Annotated in this window: 21 protein-coding genes; 13 read left to right on the top strand and 8 right to left on the bottom strand. The window is 69.6% G+C overall.

Going from position 1 to position 25,766, the window contains the following annotated elements; genetic code table 11:
- Positions 1–3 precede the first annotated feature (3 nt).
- The 7 genes from H2Q94_RS18420 to H2Q94_RS18390 all read left to right on the top strand — a co-directional run bounded on the left by H2Q94_RS18420 (position 4) and on the right by H2Q94_RS18390 (position 7,520).
- Positions 4–198, top strand: coding sequence for a hypothetical protein (locus H2Q94_RS18420; protein WP_309501043.1), 195 nt, complete (start codon positions 4–6; stop codon positions 196–198).
- Positions 198–1,430: a sarcosine oxidase subunit beta family protein gene (locus H2Q94_RS18415; protein WP_243788435.1), complete on the top strand. Its 1,233-nt coding sequence runs from the start codon at positions 198–200 to the stop codon at positions 1,428–1,430. The genes H2Q94_RS18420 and H2Q94_RS18415 overlap by 1 nt, the downstream gene beginning before the upstream one ends.
- 233 nt (positions 1,431–1,663) lie before the next feature.
- Positions 1,664–1,942, top strand: coding sequence for a sarcosine oxidase subunit delta (locus tag H2Q94_RS18410; protein ID WP_243788434.1), 279 nt, complete (start codon positions 1,664–1,666; stop codon positions 1,940–1,942).
- A complete protein-coding gene (locus H2Q94_RS18405; protein ID WP_243788433.1) occupies positions 1,939–4,782 on the top strand; it encodes a 2Fe-2S iron-sulfur cluster-binding protein in 2,844 nt (947 codons plus the stop codon). Before H2Q94_RS18410 ends, H2Q94_RS18405 begins: the two co-directional genes overlap by 4 nt.
- A complete protein-coding gene (locus H2Q94_RS18400) occupies positions 4,775–5,362 on the top strand; it encodes a sarcosine oxidase subunit gamma (RefSeq protein WP_243788432.1) in 588 nt (195 codons plus the stop codon). The genes H2Q94_RS18405 and H2Q94_RS18400 overlap by 8 nt, the downstream gene beginning before the upstream one ends.
- Before the next feature lie 280 nt (positions 5,363–5,642).
- On the top strand, positions 5,643–6,725 hold the full coding sequence (locus H2Q94_RS18395) for an S-(hydroxymethyl)mycothiol dehydrogenase (RefSeq protein WP_243788431.1): 1,083 nt from the start codon (positions 5,643–5,645) through the stop codon (positions 6,723–6,725).
- Positions 6,726–6,890: 165 nt separating this feature from the next.
- Complete coding sequence (locus H2Q94_RS18390) at positions 6,891–7,520, top strand: MBL fold metallo-hydrolase (RefSeq protein WP_243788430.1); 630 nt, start codon at positions 6,891–6,893, stop codon at positions 7,518–7,520.
- Between the two features lie 16 nt (positions 7,521–7,536).
- On the opposite strand, the gene H2Q94_RS18385 is transcribed toward H2Q94_RS18390, so the two are convergent.
- The 4 genes from H2Q94_RS18385 to dctA form a co-directional block, all read right to left on the bottom strand.
- Positions 7,537–8,703, bottom strand: a complete 1,167-nt coding sequence (locus H2Q94_RS18385) for a WD40 repeat domain-containing protein (RefSeq protein WP_243788429.1) — start codon at positions 8,701–8,703, stop codon at positions 7,537–7,539.
- Positions 8,704–8,736: 33 nt separating this feature from the next.
- Positions 8,737–11,478: an nSTAND1 domain-containing NTPase gene (locus H2Q94_RS18380; protein ID WP_243788428.1), complete on the bottom strand. Its 2,742-nt coding sequence runs from the start codon at positions 11,476–11,478 to the stop codon at positions 8,737–8,739.
- Between the two features lie 56 nt (positions 11,479–11,534).
- Complete coding sequence (locus H2Q94_RS18375; protein ID WP_243788427.1) at positions 11,535–11,858, bottom strand: CU044_2847 family protein; 324 nt, start codon at positions 11,856–11,858, stop codon at positions 11,535–11,537.
- A gap of 85 nt (positions 11,859–11,943) precedes the next feature.
- Entirely contained in the window at positions 11,944–13,359 is a 1,416-nt protein-coding gene (dctA, locus tag H2Q94_RS18370) for a C4-dicarboxylate transporter DctA (RefSeq protein ID WP_243788426.1), read from the bottom strand.
- Between the two features lie 148 nt (positions 13,360–13,507).
- Between dctA and H2Q94_RS18365 the strand changes: the two genes are divergently transcribed.
- The 6 genes from H2Q94_RS18365 to H2Q94_RS18340 all read left to right on the top strand — a co-directional run bounded on the left by H2Q94_RS18365 (position 13,508) and on the right by H2Q94_RS18340 (position 21,872).
- Positions 13,508–14,419 carry a LysR family transcriptional regulator gene (locus tag H2Q94_RS18365; RefSeq protein ID WP_243788425.1) on the top strand — a complete coding sequence of 304 codons (912 nt, stop codon included), beginning with the start codon at positions 13,508–13,510 and terminating at the stop codon, positions 14,417–14,419.
- A gap of 103 nt (positions 14,420–14,522) precedes the next feature.
- Positions 14,523–15,614 (top strand): tartrate dehydrogenase, encoded by a 1,092-nt coding sequence (locus H2Q94_RS18360; RefSeq protein WP_243788424.1) that lies wholly within the window; start codon positions 14,523–14,525, stop codon positions 15,612–15,614.
- 219 nt (positions 15,615–15,833) lie between these two features.
- Positions 15,834–17,663, top strand: a complete 1,830-nt coding sequence (locus H2Q94_RS18355; RefSeq protein ID WP_243788423.1) for a multicopper oxidase family protein — start codon at positions 15,834–15,836, stop codon at positions 17,661–17,663.
- A gap of 262 nt (positions 17,664–17,925) precedes the next feature.
- The gene (locus H2Q94_RS18350; RefSeq protein WP_397545363.1) at positions 17,926–18,765 is read left to right on the top strand and encodes an ABC transporter ATP-binding protein; all 840 of its coding nucleotides are present in this window, start codon (positions 17,926–17,928) and stop codon (positions 18,763–18,765) included.
- Positions 18,766–18,799: 34 nt separating this feature from the next.
- Positions 18,800–19,774, top strand: coding sequence for an iron-siderophore ABC transporter substrate-binding protein (locus tag H2Q94_RS18345; protein ID WP_243788422.1), 975 nt, complete (start codon positions 18,800–18,802; stop codon positions 19,772–19,774).
- A 7-nt stretch (positions 19,775–19,781) separates the two neighbouring features.
- Positions 19,782–21,872: an iron ABC transporter permease gene (locus tag H2Q94_RS18340; protein WP_243788421.1), complete on the top strand. Its 2,091-nt coding sequence runs from the start codon at positions 19,782–19,784 to the stop codon at positions 21,870–21,872.
- Between the two features lie 152 nt (positions 21,873–22,024).
- On the opposite strand, the gene lexA is transcribed toward H2Q94_RS18340, so the two are convergent.
- The 4 genes from lexA to H2Q94_RS18320 all read right to left on the bottom strand — a co-directional run bounded on the left by lexA (position 22,025) and on the right by H2Q94_RS18320 (position 25,639).
- Positions 22,025–22,687 carry a transcriptional repressor LexA gene (lexA, locus tag H2Q94_RS18335; RefSeq protein WP_243788420.1) on the bottom strand — a complete coding sequence of 221 codons (663 nt, stop codon included), beginning with the start codon at positions 22,685–22,687 and terminating at the stop codon, positions 22,025–22,027.
- 823 nt (positions 22,688–23,510) lie between these two features.
- Entirely contained in the window at positions 23,511–23,708 is a 198-nt protein-coding gene (locus H2Q94_RS18330; RefSeq protein ID WP_243788419.1) for a ferredoxin, read from the bottom strand.
- 66 nt (positions 23,709–23,774) lie between these two features.
- Positions 23,775–24,425: a TetR/AcrR family transcriptional regulator gene (locus tag H2Q94_RS18325; RefSeq protein WP_243788418.1), complete on the bottom strand. Its 651-nt coding sequence runs from the start codon at positions 24,423–24,425 to the stop codon at positions 23,775–23,777.
- The gene (locus H2Q94_RS18320; protein WP_243788417.1) at positions 24,422–25,639 is read right to left on the bottom strand and encodes a cytochrome P450; all 1,218 of its coding nucleotides are present in this window, start codon (positions 25,637–25,639) and stop codon (positions 24,422–24,424) included. Before H2Q94_RS18320 ends, H2Q94_RS18325 begins: the two co-directional genes overlap by 4 nt.
- Between the last annotated feature and the right edge of the window lie 127 nt (positions 25,640–25,766).

Raw genomic sequence — 25,766 nt, 5'->3', positions numbered from 1 at the left:
CCGATGGTCACCTCCGGCCTGCGCATCGGTACCCCCGCCCTGGCCAACCGCGGCTCCGGCGCCACCGAATTCACCGACATCATCGCCCAAGCGCTCCACCTCAGCTGCAACACCGAAATCGTCGATGAACTCCGCATCCGCGTCGACACGCTCGCCAAGACGTGGCCGCTCTACCCGACACTGAACGGAGGGCTCTGATGGCACCGCGCACCCCCGGCGCCGACCTGCCGGAACACCCGGACTGGCTGTGGCGCTCGCCGGACCCGAAGTCCTCCTACGACGTGGTGATCGTCGGCGGCGGCGGGCACGGCCTGGCGACCGCCTACTACCTCGCGGTCAACCACGGGATCACCAACATCGCCGTGCTCGAAGGCGGTTGGCTGGCGGGCGGGAACATGGCTCGCAACACCACGATCATCCGGTCGAACTACTTGTGGGACGAGAGCGCCGGTCTCTACGAGCATTCCCTGAAACTGTGGGAAGGGCTGGAGGAGGCGCTGGACTACCCGCTGCTGTTCTCGCAGCGCGGCGTGCTGAACCTGGCCCACTCGTTGCAGGAAGTGCGCGACAGCGTGCGGCGCGTCGAGGCGAACAAGCTCAACGGCGTCGACGCGGAATGGCTGGATCCCGCGCAGGTGGCGGAGATCTGCCCGATCCTCAACACCTCGGAGGACCTCCGCTACCCCGTGCTGGGCGCGACCTGGCAGCCGCGGGCGGGCATCGCCAAGCACGACCACGTCGCCTGGGGATTCGCCCGCGCGCTCGACCGCATGGGTGTCGACCTGGTGCAGAACTGCCAGGTGACCGGATTCGAGCGCGTCGGGGACCGGATCGTCGGGGTCGAGACCACCCGCGGCCCGATCCGCGCGGGCAAGGTCGCGCTGGCCGCGGCCGGGCAGACCTCGGTGCTCGCCGACGAGCTCGGGCTGCGGCTGCCGATCCAGAGCCACCCGTTGCAGGCGCTGGTGTCCGAGCTGCTGGAACCGGTGCACCCCACGGTGGTCATGTCCAACTCGGTGCACGTCTACGTCAGCCAGGCGCACAAGGGAGAACTCGTCCTCGGCGCGGGCATCGACTCGTACAACTCGTACGGACAGCGAGGAGCGTTCCACACGATCGAACGCGAGATGACGGCGGCGGTGGAGTTGTTCCCGATGTTCGCCCGCGCGCACGTGCTGCGCACCTGGGCCGGTGTCGTCGACGTGACACCGGACGCCTCGGCGATCATGGGACGGACGCCGTTCGACGGGCTCTACGTCAATTGTGGTTGGGGCACCGGAGGATTCAAGGCCACGCCGGGCGTGGGCTGGTGCTACGCGCACACCATCGCCCATGACGAGCCGCACCCGCTCAACGCCCCCTTCAACCTGGAGCGCTTCACCACCGGCGCACTAGTGGACGAACACGGCGCCGCCGGCGTCGCGCACTGACCGGTGCGTGTCGTCCTGCGTAGGTGGCCGGGTGGCGGCACCTCAGTGGCTTCCTCGCTGCGGGATCCTTTTCCCGAACGGCTCCGCCACGAGGGAAAAGCCGTCCTCGCGAGGAAGCCGCTGAGCACCCGCCGGTGGCCTTTTCGCTCTAGCCGGTCGCTGCTCATCGGCTTCGCCGCTGACAGGACAAAGATCAAAAGATCGTTCTTTGCTGACGGTCGGAGGGGTTCGCCGTGTTGTTGATTCCTTGCCCGTGGTGCGGGCCGCGCAACGAGATCGAGTTCCACTACGGGGGGCAGGCCGAGGTGAGCTACCCGGCGGATCCTCCGGAGGTGTCCGATGTGGACTGGGCGCATTTCCTGTTCTACCGCGCCAATCCGAGGGGCGTGTTCGCGGAGCGCTGGTCGCATCAGGCGGGGTGCCGGCGCTGGTTCACGGTCCGCCGGAACACCGTTACCAACGAGATCCAGGCCGAGGACGGCGCGAGCGAAGCAGGGGTGGTGCCGAGATGAGCACTGAGTTCAGGCTCGCCGAAGGCGGGCGCATCGACCGCGAGCGGCCCGTCCGGTTCCGCTTCGACGGCCGTGACTTCGAAGGCCGCGCAGGCGACACGCTCGCTTCGGCGCTGCTGGCCAACGGTGTCCACCAGGTCTCCACCAGCATCAAGCTCGGGCGCCCGCGCGGCATCATGGCCGCCGGGCCTGAGGAGCCGAACGCGTTGGTGCAGGTGGAAAAACCGTTCCCGGAGCCGATGCTGGCGGCGACCACGGTCGAGCTGCGCGACGGGCTCGAAGCCACCGGCCTGCCCGGCCAGGGGCGGCTCGCCAGCGAACCGGATCCGGCCCGGTACGACGCGATGCACGCGCACTGCGAGGTGCTCGTCGTCGGAGGCGGCCCCGCAGGGCTGGCGGCCGCGCTGACCGCGGCGCGCAGCGGGGCGCGGGTGATCCTCGCCGACGCCGACACCGAGTTCGGCGGCGGTCTGCTCGGCACCGGCGAGCAGCTCGACCGCACCCCGGCCGCCGACTGGGTGCGGCGAGCGGTCGCCGAGCTCGACGCCTACGAGGACGTTCGGCTGCTGTCGAGGACCTCCGTGTTCGGGCATTACGAGGACAACTACTTCGTGGCCGTCGAGCACCGGGGCGACGAGGCGTACAGCCGTCAGCGGATCTGGCGCATCCGCGCCCGGCAAGTGGTGCTGGCGACCGGTGCGCACGAACGTCCGCCGGTGTTCGCGGGCAACGACCGTCCGGGCACGATGCTGGCCGGTTCGGCCCGCGCGTACCTGCACCGGTACGGGGTCCTCGCGGGACGGCGCGCGGTCGTGTTCACCACCCACGACAGCGCGTACGCGGCCGCGATCGACCTGCACGACGCCGGAGTCGACATCGCCGCCGTCGTCGACGTGCGCGACACCGCCCCGGCCTACTGGGCGTCGCTGTGCGTGGAGCGCGGAATCACGATCCGGACCGGCGCCACCGTGGTCGGCACCTCCGGGACCGACCGGATCAGCAGCGTGCACCTGGCCAACGTGCAGTCCGACGAGAACCGGACGATGAGCGTGCGGCAAGTCGTCGGCTGCGACCTGCTGCTGGTCTCCGGCGGCTGGAACCCGGCCGTGCATCTGCACTCGCAGGCTCGGGGCGCGTTGCGGTACGCCGAGGAGATCGGCGCGTTCGTGCCCGGCGAGAGCAACGGCCGGGTGCGCTCGGCCGGGGCCGCGACGGGTGCGTTCACCACCGCCGACTGCCTGCGCTCCGGCGCGGAGGCCGGGCGGGACGCCACCCGCGCCGCCGGGTTCGACGCCGAGATCGGTCCGCTGCCCACCGCGCAGAACCTCCCCGTGCCGGAGGGGCGCAACGTGTGGCTGCTGCCGAGTCCCGCGGACTCGGCCGGAACGAGCCAGTTCGTGGACCTCGCCAGGGACGTCACGGTCGCCGACATCCGCAAAGCCATCGGAGCGGGAATGGAGTCGGTCGAGCACATCAAGCGGTACACCACGATCGGCACCGCCCACGACCAGGGCAAAACCTCCGGGACGACGTCGACCGGGATCATCGCCGAGCTGCTCGGACGGGAGTTCGCCGAGGTCGGCACCACGACGTTCCGCGCCCCCTACGCGCCCGTGACCTTCGCGGCGCTGGCCGGTCAGGACCGGGGAGACCTCTACGACCCGGTTCGGGTCACCGCCATGCACGAGTGGCACGTCGAGCACAGCGCGCCCTTCGAGAACGTGGGCCAGTGGAAACGTCCCTGGTACTACCCGCTTCCCGGCGAGAAGATGGACACGGCGGTGCTGCGGGAATGCAATGCGGTGCGCACGGGAGTGGGGATGCAGGATGTCTCCACGCTCGGCAAGATCGACGTGCAAGGCCCGGACGCGGCCGAATTCCTCGACCTCGTCTACACGAACAAGATGAGCACCCTGAAGCTCGGCCGCATCCGGTACGGGCTGATGTGCACCTCCGACGGCATGGTCTTCGACGACGGCACCGTGATGCGCACCGGTGAGCATCGGTACCTGCTCAGCACCACCTCCGGGAACGCCGCAGGCGTGCTGGAGTGGTTGGAGGACTGGCTGCAGACGGAGTGGACGCACCTGCGGGTGCACCTCACCTCGGTCACCGAGCACTGGGCGACGATCGCGCTGGCCGGCCCGCGCTCGCGGGAGGTGCTGAGCCGGGTGACCGCGGACATCGACCTGGACAACGAGAACTTCCCGTTCATGTCCTGGCAGGACGGCATCGTCGCGGGACGGCGCGCTCGGGTGTGCCGGATCAGCTTCTCCGGCGAGCTCGCGTTCGAGATCAACGTACCCCGCTGGTACGGGCGCGAAGTCTGGGAAGCGCTCTACGACGCGGGCGAGCCGTTCCACATCACCCCGTACGGCACGGAGACGATGCACGTGCTCCGCGCCGAGAAGGGCTTTCCCATCGTCGGCCAGGACACCGACGGGACCGTGACGCCGCACGACCTCGGGATGAGCTGGGCGGTGTCGAAGAAGAAGGCGGACTTCCTCGGCAAGCGTTCGTTCAGCCGCGCCGACACCGCTCGCACCGACCGCAAACAACTCGTCGGACTACTGCCCCGGGACGACGTCCTGGTCGTTCCCGAAGGCGCCCAGCTGGTGGAAACCGGTAGTTTGCCCGCTCCGCCCGTGCCGATGCTCGGGCACGTCACGTCGAGCTATCGCAGCGCGGTGTTGGGGAAGGGCTTCTCGCTGGCCTTGTTGAAAGGCGGGCGGGATCGGATCGGGGACACGATCTACAGCCCGGTCGGCGGTCGGCTCGTGGCGCTCGAAGTGACCGAACCCGTCTTCTACGACAAGGAAGGAGCGCGCCGCGATGGCTGAGCCCTACGGCGATTCCCCGTTGACCTCCCGTACCGACGTGCTGGACCGGCACTCGGTGCCCGGCACCGTGCGCATCGCCGAAATCCCCTTCAAAGCGCAGATCGGGCTTCGCGTGGACCCCAAAGGGGTCGCGGCCGAACGCATCGGCACCGCGATCGGCGCGATGCTGCCGAACCTCCCGGGAACCGTGGTGCGGGCCGGGGAACTCCTCGCGCTCTGGCTGGGTCCCGACGAGTGGCTGCTGGTGGGCGGAGAAGGAACCGCGCAGTCCATTCAGGACACTCTCGGCGCCGCGCTGGGAGAAGATCACGGAGCGGTCGTGGACGTGTCGGCGAACCGCACGATCCTCGAAGTGTCGGGTCCACGGGCGCGCGACGTCCTGAACAAGGGGTGTGCGCTCGACCTGCACCCGCGCGTGTTCGGCGCGGACCGGTGCGCCCAGACGCTGCTGGCGCGATCCGGCGTGCTCCTGGTGTGCCGGGACGCGGAGTTGCCGAGCTACTGGCTGATGGTGCGCTCCTCGTTCGCCCGCTACCTCGCGGACTGGCTGATCGACGCGTCCGCCGAGTACACGCCCTGACTTCTTGGAAAACCGTCTTTCCGAGCGGCTTGCGTCGGTGTCCGGGTAGCTGAACCTCAGTGGCTTCCGCGCTGCCCCTTGCCGGGGGGCGATCGAATACACACCGAAATCGGTGTCCCCGTGAGGAAGCCGCTGAGAGCCCGCCGGTGGTCGGTCTGCTCAAGCCGGTCACTGCTCGTCGGCTACGCCGCTGACAGGACTTCGGACGACGATCAAAAGAGCCTCCTGCAATGACTCCTAAGACCTTCGACACATCCCCGAACGGAACTGGAGTTCGCTAGTGACCGAAGTGCGTGGCGTGGTGGCGACCGGGCGAGGGAAGCCGGTCGAGGTCACCACCATTCATGTTCCCGATCCCGGGCCGGGCGACGTCGTCGTGCGCGTGCAAGCGTGCGGGGTCTGCCACACCGACCTGCACTACCGCGAGGGCGGCATCAACGACGACTTCCCGTTTCTGCTCGGGCACGAGGTCGCGGGCGTCGTCGACTCCGTCGGAGACGGCGTGCGGAACGTGGCGCCGGGAGATTTCGTCGTGCTGAACTGGCGCGCGGTCTGCGGGGAATGCCGGGCCTGTCGGCGCGGCCGCCCGCAGTACTGCTTCGACACGCACAACGCGGCCCGGTCCATGACGCTCGCCGACGGAACCCCGCTCTCGCCCGCGCTGGGCATCGGCGGTTTCGCCGAACGCACCCTGGTCCACTCAGGACAGTGCACCAAGGTGGATCCGGCGGCCCGTGCCGCGGTGGTCGCCCTGCTCGGGTGCGGCGTGATGGCGGGCATCGGCGCGGCCGTCAACACCGGTGGCGTCGGGCCGGGCGACTCCGTCGCGGTCATCGGCTGCGGCGGCGTCGGCAACGGGGCCATCGCCGGAGCGGACATGGCCGGCGCCCGCAGGATCATCGCCGTGGACAAGGATCCGGCGAAGCTGGACTGGGCGCGCGAGTTCGGCGCGACCCACACCGTCAACGCCGCCGACTCGGACACGGTGGAGTCGATCCGGGAGTTGACGGGCGGCAGCGGCGCGGACCTGGTGGTGGACGCCGTCGGCGTTCCCCAGACCTACACCCAGGCCTTCTACGCGCGGGACCTCGCGGGCACGGTCGTACTGGTCGGCGTGCCCTCCCCGGACATGCGGCTCGACCTGCCGCTGCTGGACGTGTTCGCGCGCGGCGGCTCGCTCAAGTCGAGCTGGTACGGGGATTGCCTGCCGGAGCGGGACTTCCCGATGCTCGCGGAGCTCTACCAGCAGGGCCGGCTGCCGCTGGACCGGTTCGTCACCGAGGAGATCTCCATCGACGACGTCGAGTCGGCCTTTGGCAAGATGCACCGCGGAGAAGTCCTCCGTTCGGTGGTCACGTTCTGACCGTTCTCCAGAGGTGAACGCCCCTCGCCCGATCCCATTGGGCGAAGGGGCTATGCCGCACTGGCGCCCTCAGATCCATGCCTCCTTCGCCCGGTCGGGAGAAGGAGGCATTCACCTGGGTCGGTGCCGTTGCCTAGATGATGTTGAAGCGAGGAAGGGGTCCTGATGGCCGTTCGGATCGATCACACCACGACGACGGGGAAGTTCTCGCTCGACGGCGAGGTCCACGAGGTGACGAACAACGCGTGGGTCGTCGGGGACGAGCACGAGTGCGTTGTGATCGACGTGCCGCACGACCTCGCCGCGATCCGGGGCCTGGTCGCGGGCCGCAAGGTGGGCGCAGTGCTGGCCACCCACGCGCACGACGATCACGTGCGGCTCGCGCCGGAGTTCGCCGACGCCGTCGGTGCCCCGCTGTACCTGCACTCGCACGACCTGCCGGTGTGGCGGTTGACCCACCCGGAGCGGCTGCCGGACCACGGGCTCATCGACCGCAGGCAGATCGGTGTGGGCCGGGCCGTGCTGCAGGTCATCCACACGCCGGGTCACTCACCGGGTTCGGTCTGCCTGTACTGCCCGGATCTCGGGACGGTGTTCACCGGCGACACCTTGTTCGCGGGCGGTCCCGGTGCCACCGGGCGGTCGTTCTCCTCCTTCCGGACGATCATCGCGTCGATCCGGGATCGCCTGCTGGTTCTTCCGGATCGGACGCGGGTGCGCCCGGGCCACGGCGAGGCAACGACGATCGGCGAGGTGAAGCCGCAGTTCGACGAGTGGGTCGCGCGGGGCTACTAGCCGGTGCGAGCGCCGCTCACCCGGAGCAAGGGCGGTCGCTGCTCGCACCGAGCTGTTGAACGATCGAGGCTTCCGCCGGGGTGAAGTCGCGATCGCTGAGGTCGCACAGGTCCCGGAACAGCTTTTCCGGATCGAGCGGGACGGGGCTGCGTCCCGATGGCGTCGAGTCGGGGAGGAACATGTCCCCTTCGATCGCGGGTGCGTCGGTCCCGGTGGGGTTCGTGGCGACGGTCCCGGCGAGCCGCCGTTCCTTCCAGTCCCAGATCTGGAGGCCGTCGGAGTCGTCACCGGTGAACAGGTAGTCGCCGATGAACCCGACGGCGTTGCCGGTGTCGGCGTTGAGCTCCGGGAGTTCCCGCTGCTCGTCGAGGTCGATGAGCGTTGCCCGAGTGGGAAAACCGCCGGTGACGGCGGCGACCGCGCCGTCCGGTGACACCACGGTTCGCTTGGCGGACTCGGCTCCGTCCAGCGGGTACTCCTGGAGTGCTTTCCGGGCCTCGACGTCCCACAGCAGGAGCCGCCCGTCGATCGTCACCAGTACCTGCCCGGGATGCCCGGGCCGTGGCGTCACTTGAGGGTTGTCCGGACGCTGCTCTTGCGTCTTCGCCGTTCCGACAGGGACCGGCGGTGCCGTCCGGCCGTGCGTCCGAAAATCCCAGAAGGACAGGATTCCCGCGCTGCCGACCACGAATTCGCCGCGGTCTCCGCGCGCTACCGAGACGGGGCTCGAGTCGTAGCTCGGTTTCGAGAGGGCGTACCCGGGCGGCGTCGGAAGTTCTCGCTCGCCCTCCAACGACAGGTCGGAGGCCCGGTAGAAGCGCAGCGACGCCCCGTGCGCGACGGCGATGTGCTCACCGCTCGTGTCGAACGCCGCGTTGAACGAGGAGCCGAAGGTTCCGTCCGGATCCGGGACGGACGCCGTCGCCGACACGGAGCCGTCGGCTTCGTGCAAGGTCAGTTCCACGGTCGCGGGGTCTCCCGCATCGCGTGCGGTGATCCATCGTCGTCCGTCCACGGACCTTGCGAACGTCTCGCCGCGGACCCTTTCGGCCACGGTGGGAAGCGTGGTCGTCTCCACCACTCCGTCGCGCTGGTGCACGGCGGTCAGCTCGTCGGCCGAACGTGGCGACAGGGCGGGAATCTCCTCGAGATCCGTTTCGATGTTGCGCGCACCCGTGAACACTCGTCGCCAGGTCGGCCAGTGGATGATCGGCTGCTAAGCGCCGCTGGAAACGTCTGACACGAGGTACTGGCCGGTGAGGTCGGTCTTGAGGCTGAGGCACGGAGTCCCCGGCAGCTCCGCCGCGACGCGATCGGTGAACAGGTCGACCGCGTGCACGCCGGACTCGTCGCACTTGGCGAGGATCGTTCCGTTTCCCGCGAGGGTGTCCTGCGATTCGATCGGATGGCTGCTGAGCCGCCGCCCGGAGGCGAGGTCCCAGTGAACCACGGTGTCCGGAGCGCTCCCACCCGTGAAGTCCTTGGTGATCAGCGACTTGCCGTCCGATGACGGGAACAAGGTCTCCAACGTGGTGTTCGGTTCCAACCTGACCTGGTCGGGAAGCTCTTGCCCGGTGGCCAGATCCCACACGCGCACCGTTTGTGGATCGTCGATCGAGTGGGTGGCCAGGAACCGGCTGTTCCAGCTGAAGTTGGCGACGTCCGCCCGGTCCTGAGCGAATCCGTCCGGCGAGGCGAGCGTGATCGGCCGGTCCCCGGCCGTGAGGTCCAACAGCCGAAAGCGGGGCGCCGCGCCGCGTTCCAACACGATCAGCATCCGGCCGTCCGGGCTCGGAGCCACCTGGCTGGGAGCGGACACGGACGGATCGACCGGGAGCTCGCGGTGCCGCGGATGTGGCCCTTCCAGGTCCCACCACAACGTCGGGCTCTTCGACTGGTCGGTGTGGAAGGCGACGACGACCCGGCCGTCGGAGTTCACCTGCAATCGGTCGACGTCGGCGTCCGGGATCAGCTCGGGGCCGAGGACGCGGTTCACCCCGTCCCACCGCAGGCGCTGATCGAGCAGCGCGACGTAAGCCTCGTCGCTGTCCGGCTTCTCCCGGTACGCCGCCAAAGCCAGTTGCAGCGCCTGGCGCGGATCCACTTCCGCCGCGCGTTCAGCGGCCTGCGCGAGCAGGCGCGCGTTGTTGATGCGCAGCTGGCCGTCGACGTCGCTCGCGAACTTGCCCACCGCCCCGGTGAGCACGACCGCGACGAGGGCGAGGGTCGCCGAGATCGCGGTGATCGTGCGCCAGCGGCGTTGCGAACGGCGTTGCACGGCCTCGCCGCGGGTGATGAATTCCCGTTGTGCCGGGGGAATGTCGGCGGGGCGCTTTCGCAGCCAGTCCGATGCTTCGGCCAATGGTGCCCCGCTGAGCTGCCCACCGGAGTCGCGGAGGTCGTGGAGCCGCGCCGACCAGGCGAGGAAGACCTCGTCGTTCTCCAACCAGCCGCGCAGCGTCGGCCAGTGGTCGATCAACGCTTGGTGCGGCAGTTCGACCTGCCCTTCGCGGCGGACGACGAGACGTGCGTGGGCGAGCCGATCGGCGACGGACCGGTGCGCCTCATCGAGCTCGTCGAATTCCACCCGGCGACGCGTGTGGCCGCCGTCGCCGTCGGGCCGGGTCAGGTTGATCAGCAGCCGCTTGGCGACCGCGGCTTCCGCCGAGCCGAGCTCGGCGAGCACGGCGTCAGCGCGGTCGCGCAACGCTCCGGGTAACCGTCCGAGTTCCTGGTAGGCCGCGTGGGTCAGCCAGCTGCCGTGCCTGCTGTCCGAGAGCTGCTTCAACGCCTCGGACAGCAGCGGAAGCGTGCCGTGCTCCGGCGGGCAGTCGTGCAGAATCGCGTCCACCAGCCCGACTTCGAATCCGAAGCCGCTGTCCTCGGCGGGCCGGACGATCGCCTCCCGGAAGTCGTCTTGGCCCATGGGTTCGAGCAGCCAGACGGCATCGTTGAGCTTCTCGCGGGTGCCCGGCGCGATCAGCGAGTCCAGGGAGCGGGAGCGCAACGTCAGCACGACCCGCAGCGAACCGGGCTGCGCAGCCATCAGGTCGATTACCTGCGTCAACCGCTCACGGGCCGCTTCAGGATCGGCGATGACCGATTCTTCGAACTGGTCCAGGAACAACGCGGTGCGGCCGACGGCGACCGGAACCGAGTCGAGGGAGTCGCCGGGACGGAGCTCGACGACCGCGCGGCCCTGCTGTTCCAGCCGGGGCAGCACGCCGGCCCGGACCAACGACGACTTGCCGCTCCCGGACGGTCCCACGACGGCGACCAGCCCCCGCGACTCCAGGCGTTGCAGCAACTCCTCGATCGCCGCGTCGCGGCCGTGGAACAGCGTGGCGTGATCGCGCTCGAACCGTTCCAGCCCGCGGTACGGATCGCGTGCGTCGACGGTCCACTCGCCGAGGAAGGACACGGGCACGAGGTGGGCCGTGGTCTTGTTCGTTCCGGACCTGGTCACGACCATGCCGACGACGCCGTGCAGCTCCTCGTCCCACACCGGGGCGCCGCTGAATCCGCGCACGATGAGCTCGTGATCAGGATCCACCCGCATCTGGACGCGACCTTCACCTTGCGCCCCGGCGAGCGAGCCGGACACCCAGACCCCGTGCGGCTGGGCGTCGCTGAACCCGAAGACGCTGAACCGGTGCTCGCGCACGGCTCTGTCCAGCCGGACCGGAGTGGGCAGCGCGCGCTCGGGTGGTTCGAGCAGCCGCAGGATCGCGATGTCGGCGTCGTCGTCGCGCTCGACCACCTCCACCGCGCACCCGTCGGAACCGAGCAGCGGGAACTGCGCGTGGACCTCGTCGAACCCCGCGATGACGTGCGCGCAGGTGGCCACCCGCCCACCGGGCAGCGTGAAACCGGTGCCGAGTAACCGCCGCCCGGCGACGAGCCGGACCAGCGAAGCGGCCAGGGGCTCGGCCGAGGCCGGCTCAGTACGTTCCGTCATGTGCACTCACCTGCGAGGGAACCGCTGCGGCGCCGCGAGAATCAGCCTGGCGGGAGTCACTTGTCGGGCTTGACGTCGTTCCATTCGATGGTGACGTTGAAGTTGGCCTCACCGGAGGACTTCGCGACCGCGAGGTTCGCCTCACCGGTGACCTTGATGCCGAACTGCACGTTGACCTTCGACGGCGGCTGTTCCATCGCGCGGAGCTCATCGAGCACCGCCTCGGCGGCGGACCGGATGTTGCCCATGGCCTTCTGCACGGTCTCGGAGGCCTGCACGACCTTTCCGCCACCGCCGACCGGGATCGAGCCCTGACCGTCGGTCGATTCGATGAGCAGTTCTCCGCCGTTCTCCAACGGCATCCTGACCAGATCCGACATCCCGCTTCCCCCCGAGCTCACGACGCTGGCGACGTGATCGAACCTAGCCGAAGATCGGCCGCCGCAGGCGACGATTCGAGAACTCTCAGGACGCGGGCGCTTCGGATGCCGGTTTCGGCGGGGTCGCCCCACCGGATTCGGCTGCCGCACCGGAGGGGGCGGCGTCGGATGCCGCCGCACCGGAGGTGGCGGCGAGTTCTGCGGAATCGCGATCGGCCAGGACTCGGCGGGCGCGGGCGAGGTCGAGGTTCCCGTCCCACTTCGCGATGGCGAGGGTCGCCACGGCATTGCCGTAGAAGTTCACCAGCGCCCGGCACTCCGACATGAACTTGTCGATCCCGAAGATCAACATGATGCCCGCGGCGGGCACGGTCCCGATGGTGGACAGGGTCGCGGTCAGCGCGATGAACCCGCCGCCCGCGACACCGGCCGCGCCCTTGGAGGTGAGCAGCATGACGGCGAGCAGGCCGAGCTGCTGCCCGACGTTCAGCGGGGTGTCGGTGGCCTGGGCGATGTAGAGGGTGGCCAGCGACAGGTAGATCGCGGCGCCGTCGAGGTTGAAGCTGTACCCGGTCGGCACGACGAGACCGACGGTGGCGCGGTCGGCGCCCATGAACGTCATCTTGCGCATCAGGCCCGGCAACGCCGGTTCGGCGGTGGAGGTGCCGAGGACGAGGAAGAACTCCTCCCTGAGGTAGCGCAGCAGCTGGAAGATGTTGAGCCGGACGTAGGCGGCGAGGAACCCGCCGAGCACGACCAGGACGAACACGATCGACGTCACGTAGAACAGCGCGATCAGTGAGCCGAGACTGCTCAACGTGGAGATCCCGAACGCGCCGACGGCGTAGGCCATCGCACCGAACGCGCCGAGCGGAGCCGCCTTCATCACGAAGCTCAGAACCTTGAACACGACCTCGGTGAACCGCGCGACGCCCGCGATGATCGGTTCGCCGATGGGGCCGACCGCTTTGATCGCGATGCCGAACAGCACCGCGAGGAAGATGATCTGCAGGATGTCGCCTTCGACGAAGGCGCCGAAGAAGCTCTCCGGGACGAGGCCGGTGAACATCTCCCACCAGTGCTGCGTCTCGCCCTGCTCGACGTACTGCTGCGCCGAGCCCGCGGTCCGGAGCTTCGCGGGATCGGCGTGCACGCCCTCACCGAGGCGGAAGAGGTTGATCGCGACGAGCCCGATCGCCATCGCCACGATCGTGCCGACCTGGAAGTACGTCAGCGCTTTCAGCCCGGTGACGCCGACCTTCTTCAGATCGGCGACGTTGGCGATGCCGCCGATGATCGTGAGGAAGACGATCGGCCCGATGAGCATCTTCATCGTCGAGATGAACGTGCTGCCGATGGGTTCCATCGCCGCACCGAGGTCCGGCCATCGCCAGCCGACGAGGATCCCGACCGCGATCGCGACGAGCACCTGCACGTAGAGCTGCCGGTACCAGCGCTTCCGGTTCGCCCGGCCGTCGACGGCATGCGTCGCCCCGCCCATGAATCCTCCTTGACCCTGGGAAATGTGGGCACCACGGTGACCCGGCGGGAGCGGCCGCGTCCAAGAGTATGTTGCTAACCGACTCATAGGTTCTCCCGATGGAATGCCCTTGACCTGGCGGTCCGGGGCGTTCGGCTGGAGGTCGCGGATGGACGCCCGGCGCCTCGAGTACTTCTTGGCGGTCGTCGACCACGGCGGGTTCGGCCGGGCGGCGGAGGTGCTGCACTTGGCGCAACCCTCGCTGTCGCAGGGGATCGCGGGCCTGGAGCGCGAGCTCGGCGTGCCGCTGTTCCACCGGGTGGGGCGGGGCGTGGTGCTCAGCGACGCCGGCACCGAACTCGTGGGACCGGCTCGTCAAGTGCTGCGCGACCTGCGCACCGCCCGCTCGGCGGTGGACTCGGTGAAGGGCCTGCTGCGGGGCCGGGTGGAACTGGCCACGATGCCGTCGCCGGGGGTGGAACCGCTGGGCACGTTGACGCGGGAGTTCTGCCTGCGCCATCCCGGCGTCACGGTCGGGGCGGAGGCCGCGTTCACCCCGGACGAAGTGGTGGCGCTGATCAAGAACGGGACGTGCGAGTTGGGGCTGATCGGGGCTCCCGAGGTGCCCAACCCGCCCGGCGTGGAGGTGCGGGAACTGGAGGTGCAGGAGTTCTACCTGGTCGGTGCCTCGGGCGCCGATTTTCCCGTGCACGAAACGGTTTCGATCCAGGACCTGGCGGGCGCGCGCCTGATCGTCTCCCCGCCGGGAAGCCTGATGCGCCGGATCGTCGACGACGTGCTCGCCGCCGGGGTGGACGTGAGCATCGCGGCGGAGGTCGCGCACCGCACCTCGGTGCTCCCGCTGGTGCTGCAAGGAGTCGGTTCGGCGGTGCTGCCCGCGGGCTGGGTACCGCTGGCTCGGCGCGCGGGAGCGCGGATCGCCCGCATCGACCATCCGGCGCAGTTGCACGTGGCGCTGGTCGGCCGCGCGGCGCGGCTGACTCCCGCCGCGAGCGCTTTTCTCGCCGTGGCACGCGACCACCGGCGCGCGGACTACTTGGACTCCGGCGAACTCGGATAGGCGCGACCTATGAGTCGCATCGCGAACGCGTGTTGGACGGTGCGCGTCGCGGCGGGCTTGACTCGATGCGCCACAGCCCACGACGCGCACGGGAGCCGCACCGATGTCAGCACCGTCCACCACCCGCACCTTCAAGATCGCCGCCATTCCCGCCGACGGCGTCGGAGCCGAGGTCGTGGCCGCGGGACGTACCGTCCTCGACGCGATGGCCGCGGCCTCCGATGGCGCGTTCGCCTTCGACTGGACCGAATTTCCCTGGGGCTGCGAGTACTACACGCGGACCGGCCGGATGATGGCCGAAGACGGCCTCGACGCCCTCCAGGACTTCGACGCGATCTACTTCGGCGCGGTCGGCTGGCCCTCGGTGCCGGACCACATCAGCCTGTGGGGGCTGCGGCTGAAGATCTGCCAGAACTTCGACCAGTGGGCCAACATCCGGCCCGTTCACTTCCACCCCGGCATCACCTCCCCGCTGCGCGTGGCCGACGACACCGAGCTGGACTGGGTCGTGGTCCGGGAGAACAGCGAAGGTGAATATGCGGGCCTCGGCGGACGGAACCTGTCCGGGCGCGGCGCGGGCAACGAGGTCGCGTTGCAGACCGCGCTGTTCACCGAGCACGGCTGCGAGCGCATCATCCGGTTCGCCTTCGACCTCGCGCGCGGCCGCTCGCGCAAGAAGGTCTCCTCGGTGACCAAGAGCAACGCCCAGCAGTACGGCATGGTGCTCTGGGACGAGACGTTCGATCGGGTCGCGCGGGACTACCCCGATGTGGAGACCGAGAGCGTCCTGGTCGACGCGATGGCGGCGAAGTTCGTCCTCAAACCGGCGGACCTCTCGGTCGTGGTGGCCTCGAACCTGAACGCCGACATCCTGTCCGACCTCGGTTCCGCGCTGGCGGGCAGTCTCGGGCTGGCGGCCAGCGCGAACCTGAATCCGGACCGCCGGTTCCCGTCGATGTTCGAGCCGGTGCACGGTTCCGCTCCGGACATCGCCGGTCGCGGGCTGGCCAACCCGGCAGGCGCCATCGGGAGCGCGGCCCTCATGCTCGACCACTTCGGCCTGCACGCCGAAGCCACCCGGCTCAACGCGGCCATCGAAGCCACCGCGGCCGCGGGCGTGCTCACCCCGGACGTGGGCGGCACGGCTGAAACCGGAGAGGTCACCGACTCAGTCCTGGACCACCTCAGCCGTTGAGGATCTCCGTGGTCGTCGGCTCCCTTTCGAGTGATCGTCATGGCGCGAGCGGGTGATCGATGTGCTGAATCCCTTGTGCACTAGCGGAAATCGCGTGTCCACTGAGCATCGGCGGGTGCCCGCCCGTCACGGATCGTCGGCGCAGGGGGCGCGCGGCGGTCATCTCATCGCCACGTCCGGCCGAGAGCTCGTTTCCGGGGCGTGCCGCGAGGATTCTCGATGGACGAACTGGGGGATCGGCGCATGGTGGAGATGTCGGCGCGGACCGCCGCGACGGCCGAACGCGGTCCTGATTTCGGACTGACGAAGTTCCTGGACCCGCTGCCGGTGCCACCGGTGCTGCGGCCGCGCGGACGCGACGCGGAGCTGGCGGTGCGCGCGATCACGATCCGCAGGCGACTGCACGGCCGGCTGCCGGAAACCGTGCTGTGGGCCTACGACGGGCACTTCCCCGGGCCGACCATCGAGGTCGATCGGGACCGGATGTTGCGTGTTTCGTGGACCAACGACATCACCGGAACGATGCCACTGGTCGCGGTCCGGGTGCCGGCCGCACCGGCCGGGACGCCCCCGGCCGAGCTGCCGTCGAACAATCCAGGCTATCCGAGGAATCCGGACGGGAGCCCCGCCGACGGCGCCGCGCACATCGACGGCGTCCCGGAGATCCCCGGCTGGCTGGTGACGCACCTGCACGGCGCCGACGCGAACGGCGGCAGCGACGGCTGGGCGCACAACGCGGTGCTGCGCGGGCATTCCCACCTCGCCGAGTACCCGAACCGGCAGCCCGGCGCGAACCTCTGGTACCACGACCACGCGATGGCCATCACCCGCTGGAACGTCCACGTTGGACTGTTCGGTGCGTACCGGATCCGCGATGAGCTGGAACTGCCCGATGATCGCGACATTCCGCTGCTGATCTGCGACCGGAACCTCGACACGGACCCGGCGGGGAACCTGACCGGCAGGCTGTTGTTCAAAGTCGACGCGATCGGCACCGCGCTGGTCCCGTTCATCGGACCGTTCACACTGGTCAACGGTGTGATCTGGCCGCACATGGAGGTCGAACGCGACAGCTACCGCTTCCGGTTGGCCAACACGTCGAACGCGCGCTTCTACCGGCTGAACCTGATCAACGAGGACGGCGGATCGGAGAACGCGGCGGTGCGCGTGATCGGCACCGACGGCGGACTGTTGCCCCGACCGGTGCCGCTCCCCGACACGGGCCTGGTGCTGGCACCGGCGGAACGCGCCGACCTCGTCATCGACTTCGACGGCTTCAGCGGCCGTTCGCTGCGCTTGACCAACACCGCCGACAACGCGGCCCTGGAACCCGACCTCATGCAGTTCCGGGTGCGGGGCCGTCCCGGCCGCGACGACTTCGACCTGCCGGACGTCCTCCCCGCCGAGCCGATCCGCGTCGCGCACGTGCCGGACGAGCACGACCAGGTGTGGATCGCGCTGGTGCCACCGGGGACCGCGGGCATGGCGCATCCGGAGATGTGGGAACTGCAGGAGCTCCACGACGACATTCCGCCAGTGCCCGCCGAGAACATCATCCAGGTCACCGACCCCCGGGCGGGGAGAACTCGAACGTTCCGGCAGGTCGCGTCGCTGTTCGACGACACCGTCAGCATCTTCATCAAGCACAACGGCATCGTGGAGTGGAACTTCATTCACTTCGGCGGCCCCGCCCACCCCATGCACATCCACCTGGTGCAGTTCCAGATCCTCGCGCGGCGTGGCTTCACCCCGGACTTCGACCTCGCGCTCGGCGGCACCGCCTCACCGGCCACCGGTTTCACCGACATCCCGCTGGAGGAGTACGAACACGGCAGGAAGGACACCACCGTCGTCGGCAGCGGCGAGTGGGTCAGCGTCCTCGGCCGCTTCGGCGAATCCACCGGCCAGTTCATGTACCACTGCCACATCCTCGACCACGAAGACGAAGGCATGATGCGCCCCTTCGTCGTCCACCCCGCCGAAGTCGCCGAATTCCACCCCCACCGCGGCGGCCACGGTCATGAGTCTTATCGCGGTGACGCCGGCTAGTTTTTTGATCGCCATCTTGTCAGCGGCGAAGCCGGTGAGCAGTGACCACCAATGCAGGCCGACCACCGGCGGGTTCTCAGCGTTCCTCCCGCGAGGAGCAATTTCCCTCGTGGTCGGAGCCGCTTGGGAAATTGATCCCGCAGCGAGAGGAACGCTGAGGTTCCGCCACCCGACCCGCTATGCAGCTCGCGGAAAGCTGCGTTTTGGATTGTGCCGGTGAACACTCTTGTGGGTTAGGTAAGCCTGTCTTTAGTGTACTGGTGTGTCCAAGAGCCCTCCGCAGTCTGCGGCCGGTGTGTCCGCCCGTGAGATCGACGTCGCTTATGGACGTGAGGTCGTGGTGCGTGCCGCGTCGATCTCGCTCGAGGCGGGGGCGGTCACCGCGTTGATCGGGCCGAACGGCAGTGGGAAGTCGACGTTGCTGCGCGCCCTCGCCAGGTTGCACCCGCCGGTCGCCGGTGAGGTCGCCTTCGCCGACGGCTCCGAACTGCGCGCGCTGTCCGGGAAGGAACTCGCCCGCCGGATCACGCTGCTGTCGCAGCAGCGCACGGCGCCGGGCGGCCTGAGTGTGCGGGAGCTCGTGGAGTTCGGGCGCCACCCGCACCGATCCCGCTGGGGCGGCCGCGATCCGGAGGGTCCCGGCGCGGTGGAGCGGGCGATGACGTTGACCGGGCTCACCGCCATCGCCGACCGGCCGGTGCAGGCGTTGTCCGGTGGGCAGGCGCAGCGGGTGTGGCTGGCGAGCTGCCTGGCTCAGGACACCGAGCTGTTGCTGCTCGACGAGCCGACGACCTTCCTCGACCTGCGCTACCAGGTGGAGATCCTCGACGTGATCCGCGATCTCGCCGACGAACACGGCGTCGGCGTCGGGGTGGTGCTGCACGACCTCGACCAGGCCGCCGCCGTCGCGGACCGGTTGCTGCTGCTCGAAGACGGCCAGGTCACCGCGGAAGGCGCTCCCGCCGACGTGCTCACCTCGGCGAACCTCACCCGCGCCTACGGCATTCAGGTGGAGGTCGAGGCAGGACCGGCGGACGGCCGCATCCGCACTCGCGCGGTCGGGCGGTTCAACGCCGCCGGCGTCCGCGTCACATCGGCTTGACCGGCGCCGCCGGTCCACGCAAGGCAGGAGAGACATGCGCAGCACCCGTGTGATCATCGGGTTGTCCGCGGTCGTCACGTTGTTCGCGGCTGGTTGCGGCACCACGGAACAGGCAGGCGGCGCCGACGCGCCCGGAAGCGGCGGCGAACCGATCACGATCGTCGACGCCCGCGGCAAGGAGGTCGCGCTCGACGGCCCCGCGAAGCGGGTCGCGGCCACCGAGTGGAACGGCATCGAGAACCTCGTATCGCTCGGCGTCATGCCGGTCGGCGTCTCCGACGTGGACGGTTACGGCAAGTGGGTGAGCGCGGCCCCGCTGGACGGGACTTCCACCGATATCGGCACTCGCGGCGAGCCGAGCCTCGACACGCTCGGTTCGCTGGGCCTGGACCTCGTGGTCGTCACCGACAGCATGACCGAAGGCGCGCTGGAACAGGTCGAGTCGACGGTGCCGGTCATCGTCATCGAGGGTGGCGGCGGAGACGACTCCATCGGCACCATGTTCCGGAACGTGGACATGATCGCCAAGGCCACCGGCACCGAGGACCAGGCCGCGCAGCTGCGGTCCGAGTTCGACGCGAAGATCGCCGAGGGGCGGGCCGCGGTGGAGCGGGCGGGTGCGCTCGGCGAGCAGGTCGCGTTCTCCGACGCTTACGTGACCTCCGGAGCGGTCAGCATCCGGCCGTTCGCCGCCGGTTCGCTGGTGTCGGACGTGTTCGAGCGCATCGGTCTGCGCAACGCGTGGCCGATGCAGGGCGATCCGGCGTACGGGCTCGCGCAGGCCGACGTGGAGGGCTTGACGGCGTTGCCGGACGTGCGGTTCTGGTACGGGGCGAACGCGCAGACCGACCCGTACGCGAACGAGCTGGCGAACAATGCGATCTGGACGAAACTGCCGTTCGTGCGCAGCGGCAAGGTGCACCGCTTCCCCGACTCGCTGTGGATGTTCGGCGGACCCCGCTCCATGGCGCAGTACGTCGACGCCGCCGTCGCCGCGTTGAACGAGTAACCGCGCGGTGAACGGTGGCAAGACCCTGATCCGCCCGCCCGCCGCACCGGCCGGTCCGGTTCGCCGCGGCGGGCGGCTGACGTTGCTGGTGATCGTGCTGGGCGCGCTCATCGTGCTGGGTTCGGCGGTGCACCTCACCCAAGGAACATCCACTGTGGACGTTCTTGGTGTGCTGCGGCTGATGTTCGGCGGCGGCACCGACGCGGCGGCCGCCGTCGTCGTCGAGTCCCGGTTGCCCCGGCTGCTGACGGCGCTGCTGGTCGGAAACTCGCTCGGCGTGGCCGGTTCGGTGCTGCAATCGGTGGCGCGCAACGTGATGGCGTCCCCGGACACGATGGCCGTGGACGCCGGAGCGCACCTCGCGATCGTCGCGGTCGCCGCGTTCGGCACCACGCTGCCGCTGCTGGGCACGACGGGCATCGCGTTCGCCGGGGGCTTGGGCGCCGCGCTGCTGGTGATCTCGTTGTCCGGGCTCGGAGGCACCGGCATCGTGCGGCTGGTGCTGGCGGGCACCGCCACGGCGTTCGCGATGACCTCGCTGACGCGCGTCCTGCTGCTGCTGTTCGACCAGGAGACCCGCGGGTTGTTCGCGTGGGGCTCCGGTTCGCTGGGGCAGACCGGACTCGACGGGGTCCGGACATTGGCGCCGGTGATCGGCCTCGGGGTGGTGGCGTTGCTCGCGATCGCCCGGCGGCTCGACCTGGTCTACCTGGGAGACGACCACGCCCGGAGCTTGGGAGTCCACGTAGGGCGGATCAGGTTCGCGTCGATCGCGTTGGCGGTGCTGCTGGCGGCATCGGCGGTGACCCTCGCGGGACCCATCGGCTTCGTGGGGCTGGCCGCTCCCGCGCTGGTGCGGCTGCTGGCGAACCAGGTTCCCGGCCTGCACCGGCACGCCGCGTTGATCCCGATCTCCGGTGCCACCGGCGTGGTGCTGCTGCTGGCCGCGGACGTGCTGCTGCGCGCCCTGATCGGAGCGCAGGGAGCCCTGGAGATCCCGACCGGCGTGGCGACGACCTTGCTCGGTGCGGTCTTCCTCATGGTGCTGTGCCGCAACATCCGGGTGACCGCCACGTCGGCGGAACCACCCGCCGCCGGGGTCCGAAGCGGCGTCACCGCCCTGCGTCAAAGGCTGATCGTGGGCGGGCTGGTCGTGTTCGTCGCCGGTGTGGCGACGGGGTCGGTGCTGCTCGGCGACACTTTGTTGCTGCTGGGCGACTTGGCCAATTTGGTGACCGGGCAGGCGGGGCCGATCGTCACCAGCGTGATGGCGAACCGGCTGCCGCGAGTGGTGGCGGCGTTGCTGGCCGGTGCCTGCCTGGCCCTGGCCGGTGCGGTGATCCAGGCGGTGGCGCGGAACCCGCTGGCGGACCCGGGGATCATCGGTGTCGCGGGCGGCGCGGGCTTCGGCGCGGTCACCGTCATCACGGTGTGGTCCGGCGCCGGTTTCTGGATCCAGGCGAGCGGAGCGGGCGTCGGTGCCGCCGTGGCGACCGCCGTGGTGTTCGCCATGGCGGCGAAGGGCGGGTTCGCCAGCGAACGCCTCGTGCTGATCGGTTTCGGCGCGCAAGCGGGCACCCAGGCATTGGTGACGCTGCTGATCACCTTGTCCGATCCGTGGAACGAGACGAAGGCGCTGACCTGGCTGGGCGGCTCGACGTACGGACGGACTTACGAGCACCTGGTGCCGATGGTCCTGGCGTTGCTGGTGCTGATCCCGTTCCTGGTTCGGGCCAGGCACGAGCTGGACCTGCTGTCGGTGGACGACGAGACGCCGCGAGTGCTGGGCGTGGCGGTCCCGTCGGCGAGGCTGCGGCTGCTCACGTGCGCGGTCCTGCTGACCGGCACCGCCGTGGCCGGGGTGGGGGTGCTCGCGTTCGTCGGCCTGGTGGCTCCGCACGCGGCGCGCGCGATCGTGGGCAGGCGGCACTCCCGGATGCTCCCGGTGGCGGCGCTGCTCGGCGGCATCCTGGTGTGCGCGGCCGACACGCTCGGCCGCAGCGTCATCGCACCGGCGCAGCTCCCGGCGGGCCTGATGACGGCGCTGATCGGAGCCCCGTACTTCATCTGGCTCCTCACCCGAAGCCGCCGCACCTGACGCACGATCCGTCCAGGCGAATGCCGCCTTCTCCCGATTCGGCCGGTCAAAGGAGGCGTTCACCTGGTGTGGAGTGAACGCCCCCGCTGACCGGTTGGTCGAAGGAGGCATTCACCTCAAGGCATGCTGTCGGTGATGGAACAGGGGCGGCGTCAGACGCTGCGGAGGACCGAGATGACGGTGCCGAGGATGGCGGCGTGGTCGCCGTCGATGACCTCGTAGGCGGGGTTGCGCGGTTCGAGGTACACGTGGCCGTTGCGGCGGCGGTACACCTTCACCGTCGCCTCGTCGTCGAGCAGCGCGGCGACGATCTGGCCGGAGTGCGCCTCCTGCTGCTGGCGCACGATCACGGTGTCGCCGTCGCAGATCGCAGCGTCGATCATGGAGTCACCGCGCACGCGCAGCGCGAACACCGTGCCGCGCCCGGCGAATTCGCGGGGCAGCGTCAGGGTGTCGTCGACGTGCTCGTCGGCGGCGATGGGCGTCCCGGCGGCGATGTCGCCGACGACGGGCACCGTCACGGAGTTCTCGTCCGACCGTTCGGCGGCGGAGCCGCGCAGGAACGCGCGCACGTCGATGGGGCGCGAGACCGTGTCGCTGCGCCGCAGGAACCCCTTCTCCTCCAGGCTCGCCAGGTGCTTCGACACCGAGGAGGTGGACCGCAGGCCGACGGCCTCGCCGATCTGTCTGGTGCTCGGCGAATACCCGTCCCGGACCACCGAATCCCGGATCGTCGCCAGGATCCGCTGCTGACGTAGCGGCAGCGAGGAGGCGTCCAGGTGCTCGAACGGATCAAGATCGTCGTAGGTGGTCACCCGTCGAATGGTAGAGGTCGACCTCGTTGAACGGATCACCGGCACGCCGACGGCGGACATGGCCGCTCTGGGCGAAGGGCCGTCCTGAGGTGCTGTTTCCTCGAACTCGCCGGGCACCGCCACGCTGCCGGGAACGCGCCTCGGCCGGTCGAGGCCGCCGGTCGGCGGCCATCGCGGTGAGCGCGCCGCGGCATCGGCGGCAGCGCGTCGGAGTTCTCCGAATGCTGCTCGCCGGGGACGCAACCGGGACCGCCACGGAGGTCGCCCCGCGCCACGCGCGCGCCGCCGTCCGGGAACACCAGGTGCCGGTTCAGCGCGTCGTGGCCGGTTCCGCGCGGGCGTCAATGATCTCTTGGCGGCGGATTCGGTTGTGCTCGGCCATGTTCCGGCCGAGCACGCCCGTGGTGCGGCCGTCCCGCCGGTAGCGCGCACGAACCTGGCCCCGTCGAGATATTCGTCCACAATGGTCACTTCGGCGTCCGGTGGCAGGGCGTTGTGCACCTGGATCTGACGGCGTGCCGGTCGGCCCAGCAGTAGGGGACCGGTGACGCGCGGTCCCCTCCGAGGACGTTCACCGCCGCCACGCCTGGCCTGCTCGGTAGCGTGCGTGCGGTTCTCCAGCCGCACCAGCGAATTCAGCCGCTCGTTCTACCGCCGGGCCACGTCGCCGACCGCGTGCACGACAGCGGCGGCCTGTCGCAGGGCAGGTGTCGCTCGGCGCCGAGTACCGTCACCGAGCCGGTGCGCCCGCCGCGACACAGTCACTCCACTGTGGACAGCTTGGTGGCAGGCACATCGACGACCAGGGCCGAACCGGCATCGCTCACGACTCGTCCAGGGTGATGGCGGCCGCCGGGCACATGTTCGCGGCTTCCCGGACGCCGTCGTGCAGCCCGGCCGAGGGCTGGGCGTCGAGCAGCACCACCACGCCGTCCTCATCGCGCTGATCGAACACGTCGGGCGCGACCATCACGCATGTCCCGGCGCCGCAGCACTTGTCCTCATCAACGATCACCTGCATGACGTGCTCCATTTCCGTGGGGAGGTGTGCAACGGGGTAAAACGGACGTGCCCGAGCCGCGATTCGTCACGGGCTTGTGGTGATGGGGGCCAGCCAGAGGCCGGTGAGCGCGTCGATCAGGCCGGTCGCGGCCTGGTCCCAGGAAGCGCGGGCAGTGGTGCCGCCCTCGGCGAGCGCGCGTTCGCGTTCGGCCACGACGTGCACCATCAGCTGCCGCCCCATGTCGCGGCGATCTTCGCGCACCTCTGCCGGAAGGTGGGACAGGCAGCGGTTGAGCTCCGAGGTGGCCTCCAGCAGGGACGGCGAGTTCAGCGACTCCTGCGACATGATCTCGCGGTAGGCCGGGTCGGTCATGGCCTGCGCGCCGAACCGGCCGAACCAGCTCGGCGTGCCGAGATCGGCCAGGTGCCGCGCGTGCGGGAGCACCGTGCACGCCACCCAGTCCCGCACGTTCCGGGATCCGCGCGCGTCGGCGACCATCCGAGCGCGCAGGTCTTCGATCTCCTGGTGGTGCTTGCGGACGATGGCGGCGACCAGCTCGGCCTTCGTGCCGAAGTGGTAACCGACCGCGGTGTTGTTGCCCTGCCCGGCGGCCTCGCTGACCTGGCGGTTGGACACGGCGGCGACCCCGTGCTCGGCGAACAGCCGCTCGGCGGCCGACAAGATCAGCTCCCGAGTCTCGCTCACCTGCTTGGCCCGCGCCGCGCCCACCGTCACCACCGCACCGGCACTTCGCGGAGTCCGCCGACGACCAGTCCTTCCAGCCGCCGCAGCTCTTCCGCGGGCACCGCGAGCTCCAAGGTCGGGAGCCTGCGCAGCAGGACTTCCAGCGTCACCTGGAGCTCGGTGCGGGCCAGCGCCTGGCCCAGGCAGGAGTGCGCGCCGGTGCCGAACGCCAGGTGCGGGTTCGGGCTGCGGTGCAGATCCATGTCGTCGGCGCCGTCGAACGCGTCCTCGTCGCGGTTCGCGGCGGACATGCTGCACATGACCGTGGTGCCGCGCGGCAGTGCGGTACCGGCGATCTTGATGTCCTCGTAGAGGTAGCGGACCATGCCGAGGCCGTTGTTGGCGTCGAACCGCAGCGCCTCTTCGACCGCGGAGCGGATCAGCGACCGGTCCGCGAGCAGCTGTTCCCAGCGGCCGCGGTCCGACAGCAGCATGGCCACCATCTTCCCGATCATGTTGGCGGTGGTCTCGTGCCCCGCGATCAGCAGCCCGAGCCCGGTGGCCGCCAACGAGCGGTCGGACATCCGCTCGCCCTCGGCGTCGGTGGCCGAGATCAGTTCGCTGAGCAGGTCGTCGCCGGGCTGCGCCTTCTTGGTCGCGATGTGCTCGGCCATGTAGGCGAAGAACTCGGTTTCGGCGGCCTTGAACTCCTGCTCCGAGTACCGTGTGAGGTTCAAGAAGGTGTCCCACCACAGGGAGAACCGGTCCCGGTCCGCGGTGGGGACGCCGAGCATGTCGCAGATGACCCAGACCGGGAGCGGGAAGCCGAACCCGGCCTTCAAGTCGGCGGGAGCGCCGCTCGCGACCATCTCGTCGACCAGCTGCTCGGCCATCGCCTCGATCTCCGGGCGCAACGCCGCCATCCGTTTGGCGGTGAACCACCGGTTGAGCAGTCTCCGCCAGCGCTGGTGAGCCTCGCCCCCTTGCGGCAGGGCCGAAGACATCTCGCTGTTGAACAGCCCGCCCGAGTCGGTGTCGGAGATGCGGGCCGCGTCGGGTTCGTCGAGCTTGCGGCCGAACCTCGGGTCCGAGAGCACGGTCTTGACATCTGCATAGCGGGTCAGCAGGGAAACCTCGTCGCCGCTGGGCAGCTTCGCCCTGGACACCGGGCACCGGCTGCGCAGTTCCTCCCACTCGGCGGGCGGCCCCAGCGCGTCCGGGGCCGGAATCGGATAGTCCAGCACCCGCTCGTCAGGTTGAGTCACCGTGCGCCTCCTCGTGGCGGGAATCGAGCCTGGAATCAGTTAACCGCAGCTGCTATCGTCAGTCAAGCGACTGCCTTAACGATCGGATTCGGTGCCGAAGCATCGTGCGACGGGGCATTCCGGCTCG

This window comes from Saccharopolyspora gloriosae, assembly GCF_022828475.1.
Taxonomy (GTDB): Bacteria; Actinomycetota; Actinomycetes; order Mycobacteriales; family Pseudonocardiaceae; genus Saccharopolyspora_C; species Saccharopolyspora_C gloriosae_A.
Note: the sequence above shows the minus strand (reverse complement) of the source record. Positions and strands in the feature narration are given on the sequence as shown.

Bases quoted from the DNA above. Each gene is read 5' to 3' on its own strand.
- H2Q94_RS18345 (WP_243788422.1), top strand. From the start codon at position 18,800: ATGCGCAGCACCCGTGTGATCATCGGGTTGTCCGCGGTCGTCACGTTG.
- H2Q94_RS18390 (WP_243788430.1), top strand. From the start codon at position 6,891: ATGGCCGTTCGGATCGATCACACCACGACGACGGGGAAGTTCTCGCTC.
- H2Q94_RS18400 (WP_243788432.1), top strand. From the start codon at position 4,775: ATGGCTGAGCCCTACGGCGATTCCCCGTTGACCTCCCGTACCGACGTG.
- H2Q94_RS18330 (WP_243788419.1), bottom strand. From the start codon at position 23,708: ATGCAGGTGATCGTTGATGAGGACAAGTGCTGCGGCGCCGGGACATGC.
- dctA (WP_243788426.1), bottom strand. From the start codon at position 13,359: ATGGGCGGGGCGACGCATGCCGTCGACGGCCGGGCGAACCGGAAGCGC.
- H2Q94_RS18415 (WP_243788435.1), top strand. From the start codon at position 198: ATGGCACCGCGCACCCCCGGCGCCGACCTGCCGGAACACCCGGACTGG.
- H2Q94_RS18375 (WP_243788427.1), bottom strand. From the start codon at position 11,858: ATGTCGGATCTGGTCAGGATGCCGTTGGAGAACGGCGGAGAACTGCTC.
- H2Q94_RS18360 (WP_243788424.1), top strand. From the start codon at position 14,523: ATGTCAGCACCGTCCACCACCCGCACCTTCAAGATCGCCGCCATTCCC.
- H2Q94_RS18365 (WP_243788425.1), top strand. From the start codon at position 13,508: ATGGACGCCCGGCGCCTCGAGTACTTCTTGGCGGTCGTCGACCACGGC.
- H2Q94_RS18380 (WP_243788428.1), bottom strand. From the start codon at position 11,478: ATGACGGAACGTACTGAGCCGGCCTCGGCCGAGCCCCTGGCCGCTTCG.
- H2Q94_RS18420 (WP_309501043.1), top strand. From the start codon at position 4: ATGGTCACCTCCGGCCTGCGCATCGGTACCCCCGCCCTGGCCAACCGC.
- H2Q94_RS18355 (WP_243788423.1), top strand. From the start codon at position 15,834: ATGGACGAACTGGGGGATCGGCGCATGGTGGAGATGTCGGCGCGGACC.
- H2Q94_RS18405 (WP_243788433.1), top strand. From the start codon at position 1,939: ATGAGCACTGAGTTCAGGCTCGCCGAAGGCGGGCGCATCGACCGCGAG.